Origin of the sequence: Tigheibacillus halophilus (assembly GCF_042683165.1) — a bacterium.
GTDB classification, from domain to species: domain Bacteria; phylum Bacillota; class Bacilli; order Bacillales; family Amphibacillaceae; genus Tigheibacillus; species Tigheibacillus halophilus.
On the sequence record NZ_JBHUIZ010000015.1, the window covers coordinates 76981 to 90165 of the forward strand.

Annotated in this window: 8 protein-coding genes; all 8 read left to right on the forward strand. The window is 43.1% G+C overall.

Features of this window, described 5'->3' with window-relative positions:
* Positions 1–47: 47 nt before the first annotated feature.
* The 8 genes from ACFSMW_RS16320 to sipW (ACFSMW_RS16355) all read left to right on the forward strand — a co-directional run bounded on the left by ACFSMW_RS16320 (position 48) and on the right by sipW (ACFSMW_RS16355) (position 13172).
* Entirely contained in the window at positions 48–638 is a 591-nt protein-coding gene (locus tag ACFSMW_RS16320) for a TasA family protein (RefSeq protein ID WP_390357361.1), read from the forward strand.
* A 61-nt stretch (positions 639–699) separates the two neighbouring features.
* Positions 700–1284 carry a hypothetical protein gene (locus ACFSMW_RS16325; RefSeq protein ID WP_390357362.1) on the forward strand — a complete coding sequence of 195 codons (585 nt, stop codon included), beginning with the start codon at positions 700–702 and terminating at the stop codon, positions 1282–1284.
* A gap of 30 nt (positions 1285–1314) precedes the next feature.
* Complete coding sequence (gene sipW, locus ACFSMW_RS16330; protein ID WP_390357363.1) at positions 1315–1890, forward strand: signal peptidase I SipW; 576 nt, start codon at positions 1315–1317, stop codon at positions 1888–1890.
* A 204-nt stretch (positions 1891–2094) separates the two neighbouring features.
* On the forward strand, positions 2095–5847 hold the full coding sequence (locus ACFSMW_RS16335; protein WP_390357364.1) for a beta-N-acetylglucosaminidase domain-containing protein: 3753 nt from the start codon (positions 2095–2097) through the stop codon (positions 5845–5847).
* 54 nt (positions 5848–5901) lie between these two features.
* Entirely contained in the window at positions 5902–10287 is a 4386-nt protein-coding gene (gene lacZ, locus ACFSMW_RS16340) for a beta-galactosidase, LacZ type (protein ID WP_390357365.1), read from the forward strand.
* Between the two features lie 597 nt (positions 10288–10884).
* Positions 10885–11499, forward strand: coding sequence for a TasA family protein (locus ACFSMW_RS16345; protein WP_390357366.1), 615 nt, complete (start codon positions 10885–10887; stop codon positions 11497–11499).
* Between the two features lie 190 nt (positions 11500–11689).
* Positions 11690–12613, forward strand: coding sequence for an amyloid fiber anchoring/assembly protein TapA (tapA, locus tag ACFSMW_RS16350; RefSeq protein ID WP_390357367.1), 924 nt, complete (start codon positions 11690–11692; stop codon positions 12611–12613).
* Entirely contained in the window at positions 12579–13172 is a 594-nt protein-coding gene (sipW, locus tag ACFSMW_RS16355) for a signal peptidase I SipW (protein WP_390357368.1), read from the forward strand. The genes tapA and sipW (ACFSMW_RS16355) overlap by 35 nt, the downstream gene beginning before the upstream one ends.
* The last annotated feature ends 13 nt before the right edge of the window (positions 13173–13185 follow it).

Sequence of the window (13185 nt, forward strand, 5' to 3'; positions counted from 1 at the left end):
GGGGACTGCCCTCGTTAAATATACCAAACTCTGGGGAGGAATTTACAATGGGATTGAAGAAACAATTAGGTATGGGGATTATGAGTGCGGCATTGGGATTGACTTTGATTGGTGGAGGAACGTATGCATATTTCAGTGACAGTGAAGAAACGTCCAACACTTTCGCTGCGGGAACACTGGATCTTTCGGTAGATCCGACAACAATTGTGGATATCGATAGTATGAAACCGGGAGATTCTGTAACAAAGGACTTTGAATTGAAAAACAGCGGCAGTCTCGATATTGAAAAAGTCCTGCTGAAAACAAACTACACTGTGACTGACGCAAAAGGCGATAACACAGATGATTTTGGTAAACATATTGAAGTCGAGTTTCTATACAATGCGGACAAATTCGATGAAGTCATTTATAAAACAACATTGGCAGATTTAAAGAATATGACACCTGAAGCAGTAGGCAATAAAGTATTCGATGAAATTTTGGAAAATGGTGGATTGCCAGCTGGGGAAGATGGGAATGACCTGGTCGTCAAATTCAATTTTCTGGATAACGGCGAAGACCAAAACCAGTTCCAAGGTGATTCTTTGAAATTGAATTGGACTTTTGAAGCACAACAAACGGATGGTCAGGAAAAGTAATAGATTTGCAAATGACGCTGAATCAACAGTGAGTTTTGTTATGGCAGGTGATCCAGAATAAATGATACATCGCAGAAAACAACCGAAATCCACTGCAGCAACTGTCATGAATGTGTTATGGAAGGTCGTTGCTTTGGGCTATTTAATGTTTTGGACAGTGTATTGGCTCAATGTTCCTACAGAAGCCACTTTTACGGATGAGACAGACACTAACATGACATTGAAAGCAGCTGAACATTTCGATTCGGAGGCAAAAGAGGAAGAAAAGGAAAAAGAAGATGATGCCGATGAATCCGATAAAAAAGCTGAAGGTGAGAAACAGCTGAACCAGGAAAAAACGGAAGATGGCGACGTGACAGGGGACAAAGAAGCAAAACAAGCGGATGAGAAGAAATCTGCTTCTAAGGCTCGAGCAAAAGAACAAGATTCCGAGCGGCCGGGTGCATCGCAGGGTGATGCAGATGCTAAAGCTGATGATAGAAAACAGACCAAGAAAGATACGGTATCTGAAGAAGACAAAGCAAAGCAGGATCAGAGAAACAAAGTTGCTGGGCAGGAAAAAGAGCATCCAGGCAAGCAAAAGGAATCCACTTCTGATGACAAGGAAGAGACAAGCGAGCACAAGCAACAGTCGGATGAAAAGTGATTTTAGGCCAGGAAAGAAGGCGGATGGTATATGAAACTATTACGTAAAACATTGCAAATAGTAAATAAGATATTGACAGTTTTATTGTTTGTCGTGTTCTGTACGGTAATTTTGATCGTTGTGTCAAATCGATTCTCAGGCGGTGAATTTCAACTCTTCCATTATCAGTTGAAAACCGTACTGTCTGGATCGATGGAACCTGAATTCAAAACAGGATCTGTGATTGCAATCGAAACAACTGATGGCAACAAGCAGTTCCATAAAGGGGACGTCATTACCTTTAAAAAGGATGATAATATGCTGGTCACGCACCGTGTGGCAAAGGTCTTGGAAAATGGCCAGGCGTATCAGACGAAAGGTGATGCGAATAACGGCCCGGATATGGAGCCGGTATCTGCGGAAAATGTTGTTGGTCAATATACGGGGTTTCGTATACCATACGCTGGATACGTGCTTGAATTTGCCAATTCCAAAGCTGGAGCATCCCTGTTGATGGTATTGCCAGGACTCTTGCTTCTCGGATATGCCCTATTCAGTATCTGGCGCGTATTCAAAGAGCTGGACAACATGAAAAATCAAAAAACAGCAAGCCAAACAAAAGAATAAAAAAATCCAGGGTACAGTCCCTTCACTAAACTAAATTGATCATGCATTCATGTCCGAACGTGGTGGGGGCTGTTCCTTACTGTAGTAGCACATTCATGTGATGAAGTGTTAAAGAAGGGGGAGTCTCCTGTTGCGTTATTGCATTAAAGCGATGCAGTGGTAAACAGTGGGGTTGCCCCCATCGTATGTATAAGGGGTGATGGAATGGGGAGAAGGTTGATTGTGTTGATGTTTTTGTGCGTGTTGCTGCCGGCTTCAATTGTTTCCGCTGGGGCGAACGAAGGCATGAAAGATACTACAAATGAAAATAATGACAGAGTATATGACATATACCCAATACCACATCAGGAAAAAGATTTGGAAACGGATTTTCAGATTACTGATAAAGTCAACATTGTTGTGGAAAGTGATGTCGACAATGAAACGGTCGGATTCCTTCATGATATCCTTGATAGAAAAAAACTGACATATACCACTTCCACATCTGTGAAGTCTGATCAAACCAATATTTTACTTGGTACGAAAGATTCTGATGGCTATGTGGATCGATACATGAAAAAGAATGTTACTTATGATCCAAAGCATTTTGACCATATCGATCCTTATGTTTTAAGCGTTGATAAAAGTTTGGAAGAAAAAGGATCGATTGCCATTCTTGGAAAAGATACAGAATCTGTCTATTATGGCTTGGCAAGCCTTCGCATGATGATGGACCAGCTAATTGATCGCAGTATCCATTCCGTGACATACGAGGACTATTCTGATACGAAATGGCGCGGGTTCATCGAGGGATTCTATGGTTTTCCATGGTCTCATGAAGAACGGATGAGCCTGATGCGATTTGGCGGAAAGTTGAAAATGAATGCATATATTTTTGGACCAAAAGACGACAAGTACCATAACAAGGAATGGCGAACGCCTTATCCAAAAGCGGAATTGAAAAAGATTGAAGAACTGGCAGCAGTCGGCAATCAAACGAAGACACACTTCATCTGGGCGATTCATCCAGGTTTCAGTATGATTGATTGGGATGATTATGATCATGAGTTGGAGACATTGTTAAATAAACTGGACCAACTATACAGTGCAGGTGTCCGTCAATTCGGGTTATTTATGGATGATATCAGCACAGTACAGGCCGTTAAAGATAAAGAAAAGCATGTGATGCTCATCAAAGACGTCGCAGACTGGATCAAGGAAAAAAACGATGTGAAACCATTAGTATACACACCGCCATTTTATAATCAATCCTGGACAGATGCTGCAGGACAGACATACCTTGAGGCATTAAGCAATGTCTCGGAAAACGTGGAAATCATGTGGACAGGGAGCGGTGTTGTCGGAACTGTCAATGAAAAAGATATGGCATGGCCGAAGCAATTTACGAGGCGCGATCCATTTGTTTGGCTGAATTGGCCGGTGAACGATTATGTTGACAGCAGGCTGATGCTAGGTAAGGGCGAAGTACTGAAAAAAGGGACGCACAACATTACCGGTGTGGTGTCCAATCCGATGGAACAAGCGGAACTTTCCAAAGTGGCATTGTTCGCTGTCGGTGATTTTGCATGGAATGTCGATGATTTCGATGAGGATCAAAGCTGGCAGGATTCATTTGATTATGTTGCGCCTGAGGTGGCTGAATCATTTAAAACAATTGCTTATCATTTGAGTGATCCATCTCCGAGCGGACACGGACTCGTTGTCGGAGAATCTGAAAATATCAAAGATCAACTGGACGCATTTTTGAAAAAGTTTTCAGAAAGAGAGTCAATCAAAGCAAGCGGCCAGGATTTGATTAATGAATTCGATCAAATTCTGAAAGCCATCGATGATTTTAACAAAAAAAGCACGAACGAAGAGATGAAACAAGAAATCAAACCATGGCTGAACAGTTTACATGATGTGTTGCAGGCGGATAAACATGCGGTGGAATCAGCCATTGCATTGGAGGATAAGGATACGTCTGCAGCGTGGGAAGGACTAGCCATAGCATCGGATGCAATGGCTAAATCCAAGCAATATACCGTAAAAAAATTGAATTATCCGGATGTTACCGTGGAAGCCGGGGCGAAAAGACTCGTACCGTTTGCTAACGATATGATCAATAAACTGGACAGTCAAATCAATACGGCTATCAACCCCGACGCCCCAGCAGCAGGCACTCCAATCTCTTCCTATGAAAATCAGGATTTCAGCAATATGGTTGACGGAGATGAGGACACCTATGCATATGTCCAAGTCGTCCAGGAAAATGGCGACTGGTATGGCCTTGATTTGGGCAAAACGACCAAAGTAGAAGATGTGCATATCCTTCAGGGAAGAACAGATGATGATCATGATATTTTTCAAAAAGGTGTTTTGGAATATTCCGGGGATGGCAAGGACTGGAAAGCTATTGGCGGGGAGAGAAGCGGCCATAAGGTAGATACATCAGATTTACAGATTGAAGCGAGATATGTCCGATACCGCTTGACACATGCTGGTGTACCGGGAGGAAAACCGGATTTATGGACAGCTGTCAGGGAATTCAAAGTGAATGACAGTCAACATAAAGCGAGCATTTACACCAATGTGAGCAAATGGAATGATGCAAGTATTAAAACAACGGAAGATTCAGTAAGCATTCAACATCTATCGGGCATCACCCTGCAGCCAAACCAATACATCGGGCTCGAGCTCCCAACCTTGGAACGCTTGCGAGCAGTTACACTGCATGCAGATACGAAAGGACTACAGTTGGAAGCCTCCGAGAATGGCGTGGAGTGGGAGAAAATAGCCACCGACGATGAGGCATATCCTGATGCGGCGTATGTACGGATCATCAATCTGACGAATAAGGATATCACTTTTGATTTAGGCAAATTGGAAGTGACGTTGAATAGATTTGCTGCACCAAAAGTGGCTCATAACTATGAAAGTGTTTATGAAGGCAAGGCAGACAATATGTTTGACGGAGATTTGAATAGCAAAGTCTGGTTTGGCGGCATGCAAGACAAAGGAAAATATGTCCAAGTCGATCTGGGCGGTGTTGTTAACGTGGAAAATGTTGCTGTTGTCATTGGCGATGGTGAAAAAGATTACTTCAGACAAGGGAATTTACAAGTATCTAAGGATGGAGAAAGCTGGAAAACAATCCATACGTTCGAGCATCCTGACGACCTGAGTAAGAATTTCCCGGATCATGAGGTGCCATATCGATATAAACGTGTGAAAACAGACGGAATCGGTGCGAGGTATGTCCGCCTGGTTTCCACCAGTGACAATAATGCCTGGCTGGCATTGAATGAAATCATCATTAACGAAGGCAGCGCACTGCCAGGCAACGAGCATCTTATTATCGATGCAAAGCCGTTAGGGTCTAAGGGGCAGGAAGCTGACAAGGCAATCGACAACAAATTGGCAACATTTTATCAGCCTGATACAGACGGATCGGGTGAACTCAGCTATAAGCTTGTGAAAAACACTGATCTTGCAAAATTGATCATTTTGCAAAGTCCGGCAGCGATTACCGGCGCAAAGGTTTCTATAAGGGATACCACAGGCTGGCATGATGCCGGTATATTGTCAGAATCGCTGCATGCAATCGACATGTCCGCATACGACCATGTGTTGGAATTGAAGCTTGTTTGGGATGGCAAAGTGAAACCGCAAATCCATGAAATCATCCCCGTGAAAAGTCAAGGGGTTGCCGTTGAAACCATAAAGGATATCAAGGCATTGGCTGATGAACTCCTTAAAGGGGGTGAAATCGCAAACGAGCAGACGTTGCATGCTTTGCAAATCCATCTCACTACGGTTCAGCACTTTGAGAAACTGCAACAAATCGAAAAAATAGTGAAACATATGGAAGGATTCAAAGCACTGCTCAAACAACAAAAGCAACAAAAAAACATCACAGACAACGCATATAACATACTTCAAAAAGCAACAGAAACCTATGTGAAAAAGTGGAAGTAGGAGGGTGACAATTCTACAAGGGGTGATTGTCGCCTCCAAAAAGGAGGAGATTGGGTGAAGAAAGCACTTATTGGGGCGATTGGAATGGCGGGTATGCTGGCGTTGGGGAGTTTTACGGGAAGTGAGACGGTATACGCCAAAGTGAATGAGGATTATCCGGAGTGGAATAACAACCCGGAAACGTTCCAGGTAAACCGCGAGCCAGCGCATGCGTCCATCATGCCATTTACAGACGTGGAAGCTGCTAAAAAAAATGATGAGAAGCAATCTGCATTCTACCAATCGCTTAACGGGGATTGGCAGTTTCATATTGCGGATAATCCGGACAAGCGGCCAAAGGACTTTTACAAAGATGATTACGATACGAGTGGATGGGATAAAATCGACGTGCCTTCCAATTGGCAGCTGAAAGGCTATGACTATCCAATATATACGAACGTGACCTATCCATGGACTGGTGTTGAAAATCCGGAACCGCCGAAAGCACCGACAAAATATAACCCTGTGGGTTCTTATAAAAAAGAATTCACTGTTCCGAAGGATTGGGATGATAAGCCAATCTATGTATCCTTTCAAGGTGTCGAATCAGCCTTTTATGTATGGGTTAACGGCAAGAAAGTCGGGTACAGTGAGGACAGCTATACACCGGCCGAATTCGATATTTCCAAATACGTTAAAAAAGGCGAGAAGAACAATATTTCGGTTGAGGTATATCGCTGGTCAGATGGCAGCTGGCTGGAAGATCAGGATTTTGTCCGGCTAAGCGGTATTTTTCGTGATGTATATCTGTATGCCACGCCAAATGTCCATATGCGTGATCTCAAAGTGGAAACAGATTTGGATGAGGAATATAAAGACGCGACATTGAAAGTGGATCTGGATCTCAACCAATATAAAAAAGACGATAGCAATGGTCAAACAGTAGAAATGGAACTGCTGGACGACAAGGACAAGCCGGTTTTTGAAAAACCACTCAAAAGCGATGTAGATTTCAAAGACAAACAAAAGCTGTCCATCAACCAAGAGCAACTGGTCAAGCATCCAAAAAAATGGTCAGCAGAGCATCCGAATTTGTACAAATTATTGTTGACATTAAAAGATAAAGACGGAAAAATCATCGAAACAACGAGTACCAACGTCGGTTTCCGTGAATTCGAACTGGATGGCAAACAGATGAAAATCAACGGCAAACCAATTACATTCAAAGGCACAAACAGGCACGAAATCGATCCTGAAGAAGGTCGTAACGTATCCAGAGAGCGGATGATTCAGGATATTAAATTGATGAAACAACACAATATCAATGCTGTGCGCACGTCGCATTATCCGAATCAGACGCAGTGGTATGACCTTGCTGATGAATATGGACTCTATATCATCGACGAGACGAATCTGGAATCACATGGCAAACGGGATGTACTGCCAGCAAGTGATCCGCAATGGCTGCCAGCTTCTCTGGACAGACTACGCAGTATGGTAGAACGGGATAAAAACCACCCATCCATCATGATCTGGTCTCTCGGAAACGAAGCGGGACAAGGAACAACTTTTCAGCACATGGCGGAACTGGCGCGTGAACTGGACGATACCAGACTGGTGCATTATGAGGGTGATACACGCTGGGCAGATATGGACAGTGTCATGTACCCGGCGGTATCTTCCGTGGAATCGTATGGCAAAACCGGCAAGAAACCATTTTTGCTGATTGAATATGCCCATGCGATGGGAAATAGTGTCGGCAACCTGAAAGAATACTGGGATGTCATCGATAAGTACGACAATTTGCAAGGAGGATTCATCTGGGACTGGGTCGATCAGAACCTTTTGGAACCTGTACCGGGAAAAGAGGACGAATATTATTTCGCTTATGGTGGTGACTGGGGAGACGATCCGAATGACGGCAACTTCCTGGCAAATGGATTGATATCTGCGGATCGGACTGTCCAGCCGGAATTGAAAGAGGTAAAAAAGGTTTACCAGGAAGTTGAAATATCAGATGTAGACATCAAAAAAGGCAAGGTCGCATTAAAGAATGAATTCCTATTTACCAACCTACAAGACTATGATGCGCAGTGGGAACTGAAGCAAGATGACAAAGTCATTCAACAGGGGGAAATCGCAGACTTGGATGTTGCCCCGCTGTCAACAAAAGAAATCACGCTGCCAATTGAAGAACCGGCATTACAGGCAGGAGCGGAATATTATGTCAATGTCAGCTTTTCATTGAAGGAAGATACGAAATGGGCGAAAAAAGGCCATGATATAGCCAATGAACAGCTGAAGGTTCCTTATGATGTACCGCAAGCGGATCCGGAAAACATCGGAGACATGCCGGCAATCAGCACGAAAGACGATGAGAATAGCATCGCGGTAAAAGGAAATGATTTCGAGCTGCAATTTGATAAAAAGAAAGGCACGATCTCATCCTTTAACTTCCAAGGGACATCATTGCTTAAAGATGGGCCTGCGCCTGATTTTTGGCGGGCACCGAATGAAAATGACATCGGAAATGGCATGCCGTCACGGACAGGTACCTGGCGTGATGCAGGCAAAAACAGGACAGTGACTGACGTGCAGATGAAAAAATATGGCGAGAACGCTGTCAGAATCAATGTGACAGGCACGTTGCCGACAACAAAAAAATCCGACTATCAAACAAGCTACATTATCTATGGTACGGGAGAAGTCGTTGTGAAAAACACGCTGGATCCTGCTGCAGGCCTGCCGGAAATTCCAGCAGTCGGCATGCAGTTAACATTGCCAAAAGAATTTGAGCAGATGAATTGGTATGGCCGCGGACCAGAGGATAACTATTGGGATCGCAAGACAGGCTATCCAGTGGGGGTATACAGCAGTACTGTTGATGACCAGTTTTTCCCATATGCCGTGCCGCAAGAGATGGGCAACAAAACGGATGTGCGCTGGGTCACTTTCACAAATGAAGATGGTGTAGGATTAATGGCGACAGGCCTGCCATTGATGGAAGTGAACGCATTGCATTACACGAAAGCAGATTTGGAAAAATCCGCACACCCATATGAGCTGGACAGAAAAGACGATATTTATGTCGATCTTAATTTCCATCAGATGGGTCTCGGTGGCGACGACAGCTGGGGGGCAAGGCCGCATCAGGAATACACGATGAATGCAGATCAATCATATAGCTACAGCTATCGTTTACAGCCAATCACCAAGCAGGACAAAGCGATGGATGTAAGCAAGCATGTGGTGACGGATGACCTTGTCAAAGATATCACGATTGACGGTAAATCATTGGATGGATTTGCTCCGGGAAAAACAGATTATTCCCTTTCCTATTTGAAGGGTACAGTCGATGGTGTTCCGAAAGTGGAAGTGACCCCGATAAGCAAAGATGTAAAAGTGACAGTCACGCCTGCTGAAAAGCTGCCAGGAAAAACCGTCATTGAAGTGACCTCAGCAGATGGCATGTTGTCAGCAGCTTATGAAATCCAATTCAACCTGGTTGATGAGCTGTTCGTAAGCGACTTGCCATGGAAAAGCGCAACAGCTGGTTGGGGCAGTATACACCGTGATGCAAGTATTGAAGGAAACAAAATCACACTCGCCAGTGAAGATGGGGAAAAAACATATGACAAAGGCATCGGCACCCATGCACATTCGGAAATAGTCTATGATATCGCTGATAAAGGCTATGACAAATTCAAAGCATTTGTAGGTCTTGATCGGGAAGCAAATAACACCGGTACAGTGAACTTCCAGGTGTTCGTTGATGGTGAAAAGCTGTTTGAAAGCGGCGTCATGAGACGAGACACTCCGGCGAAAAAAGTGGATGTCGATATTTCCGGTAAAAAGGAACTGAAGCTGGTTGTCACGGATGGCGGAGATGACAATGGAAATGACCATGCGGATTGGGCGGATGCGCAATTCACTGCGACTACCGGACCAGACATCGAGCTGCTGCTGAATGGCAAGCCGTTTGATGAAGAAAAAGCTTTACCGGATTCCGAATCAGTTGCATTCACCTGGGAATTGAAGGATACAGGAAATGGAACCGGGGAAGCTTCCGCAACCTTCGATGGCAAGGCGTATAAGTCGGGGGATGAAATTGATTTGGCAGGCAAGCCTGGCGAGCGCGAGTTGGTTGTCACTGCGACAGACAAGGATGGCAACAAAACGAAAGAAACCTATATCATCACTGTGACAACCAGTGCCACAGATATGTTGACATTGGTAGAACGGTTTGATCAAGACGGCGCCTTCTCTGGCGATGCGGCACATTTGCTCAAACTTCAGCTGACTACGATACAACAGTTTGAGAAAAAGGAAGCGGATGAAAAAGTGATCAAACACTTGGAAGGCTTAGACACATTGCTTGCACAACAAAAGAAAAACAAAATGATTTCTGAAAAAGCTTTTGACACGTTAAAAGCAGATACAGATTATTTGCTGAACCAGTAGAGGAGGCAACGGGGATAGTTCCTCGCTACTGCTATATAAGGTAATAAAGAGGAATCCCTCGCCTATTAAAAGACCGTCATCTGCCGTTTAAACGGTAAGGTGGCGGTCTTTTTGTCATCATTTACTTCTTATTTTCATTTCCTGAAAGAGGTTCCTTGGGGTGAGATCCTGCCCTAAATGAGAGGGTTATCCAACTACTGCAATACTCATTTACTGAAAGCATTTTCCAGATGCCTAGATCGAAAGATTCATAATTTAGCCTGTACTTATCAAAGTTCGTTCTCTGTATAGTACATTAGAATTATTTTATTCAAAAAATTAAGTAATTGACAGTTATTAAAAGAAAATGGAAGCAAAACGTTCTTTATAGTGAAAAAATGACTGAATTTGAGGTTTTTCAAGAGGGGGGAATTGTTATATACTGCAATCATGTTGTTCTCAATAAAGCACAAAATAGCTTTATGAGGAACGATTGGACTTTACATATGGGAGGGGGAGGTGTACCGATAAAACGAACAAAACGGTACATCAAGATTCACTTTACAAGTATGCAAGGGTAGAAAGAAAAAATGAGAGATAACGGGGAGGAAACGAGAAATGAGTATAAAAAAGAAATTGGGAATGGGTATCGCTACAGGGGTATTGGCAGTCGGGCTGATTGGTGGAGGAACGTTTGCTTATTTTAGTGATACGGAAACAAGTAATAATACGTTTGCTGCGGGGACGTTGGATTTGACTCTAAAACCGACAGAAATTATTAATGTTAACAATATCAAACCTGGAGATTGGATGAATCGTTCTTTTAAGTTGAAAAATGATGGATCACTTGATATTTCCAAAGTATTATTGTCAACAGATTATACTGTTACAGATGCAAATGGGAATAACAATGATGACTTCGGTAAGCATATTCGAGTAAATTTCATGTGGAATAAAGATAAATCGATTACTGGATCTTGGACAGGGCTTGACCAAGTAGTTTGGTATACTACACTTGATGAGTTGAAGGGAATGTCTCCGGATGCTGTTGCCAATAAAGTTTTTGTTCCACACTTTGAAGAAAAGGGTGGTTTGAAAGCCGGCGATAGTGACACATTAGATGTTCAATTCGAATTTGTCGAAAATAATCAGGATCAGAACGAGTTCCAAGGGGATTCATTGAATTTGACATGGAAATTTGAAGCAAAACAAGGAAAAGGTGTAAGTAAGTAACGTGCACATGAAAAGGGAGGAGATCTCTTCTCCTCCCTTTTTCACATATGCCGCAGCTTTCGTTTTCCAAAAGCAAGGCCAAACTTCAATAAATTATATACATTCCTAAACCTATAACTGCCGTTGTACTTTTAGGAATATATATAAAATCACTGGTTACGCATTATGAAAAAAACGGGAAGGCGGGGTCATGTTGAGAAAAAAGCGGATACGCACATTCAGGGAAAAAAATCGTGTCATGCTTCTACTTTTAAAATGTATCGTTGTTTGTTATGTAGCTGTATTCGGAGTCAGTTATATCACATCGGACACATCAGCATACTATAGCAAGCAGACAAAGGTTTCCCAGAAAATTACAGCAGGCACATGGGAGGAAGCAGATGAAAGCCTTTTAAAATTTATCGATAAAGGCAATCAGAATATCAAAGCTTGTCCGGCAAAGATGAAGGTCACACTGAAAAACACCGGCAAGGGGCCAATGCTGCAGACGAGCGTTTATGAAATCTATTATGTTGAAAATGGCAATCCAAAAAAACATGGGCAAAAAGTTCTGCTGAATAAGGGTGAAGATGTTGTAAAGGTACTGGATAAGGGGGAAAAGGTTGAACTGACATACCAAACCGATAAGCCGGGGCGCTACATATTCAAAGCATACCAGGCTGGCGATCATGACGAGAAAAAGGCAGTGTGGAGCAAGGAAATAAAAGTCACTTGCAAAAAGGAAACAGATAAAAAAGCAGAAGAAAAAGAAAAGGCTGTTAAGGAAGAAAAAACGGAGAAATCCACAGAAACGAAACACCCTGACAAACCAGCTCAGAACAACGCAGAAAGCAATACAGAAAAAACGAAAACCACCCCAGATGTAAACATGGAGAAAAAGAAGGAAAAAGTGGAAGACAGCAGTCAACAAGCTCCAGACCGTGAAAAGGAACAGGCAAACGAGTCTGCAGAAAAGAACAGCACAGAAGAAAAATCTGCTGAAAAGAAAACGGTAGAGACAAAGGCTGTAAAACCAGATGCAGAAACAAACAAAGTTCAGCAAAAAGTGAATACGACCCAGAATAAGGAAGGTGCTGTCAATGAAGAAGCGGAAAATACTGAAGTGGGTAAATAATATTGTTTCTACCATATTGATGTTGTTGCTGATCAGTGTAGCAGCGATCGTCATGATATCGAAATTTTCCGGGGGCGAGCCACAGGCTTTCGGCTATCAATTGAAAACAGTGCTCTCTGGATCTATGGAGCCGGGAATCCAGACCGGCTCGATTATCGCTGTGAAACCAGTGGAGGATAAAACCCATTTTAAAAAAGGGGATGTCATCACGTTTCAGGAAGAAGAGGGCATTTTGATTACGCACCGGATTGCAAAAGTGGAAAAAAATGGGGACGCTGTACTTTACCGGACAAAAGGGGATAACAATAACGCAGAAGATATGAACCCGGTCCTCCCCCAAAATGTAGTAGCGGAGTATACTGGCTTCACCGTTCCCTATGTCGGTTATTTTGTAGACTTCTCTCAGTCCAAGAATGGCGCCTTCCTGTTATTAGTACCGGGGATACTATTACTCCTGTATGCAGGATACACCATTTGGAAAGCTTTATCTGAAATAGAATTGACGCAGAAAAAGCAGGTAGAAACATTGCAGGAAGAGGGCAAAAGCAGTTCTTCCTGATGGACCTCTACCC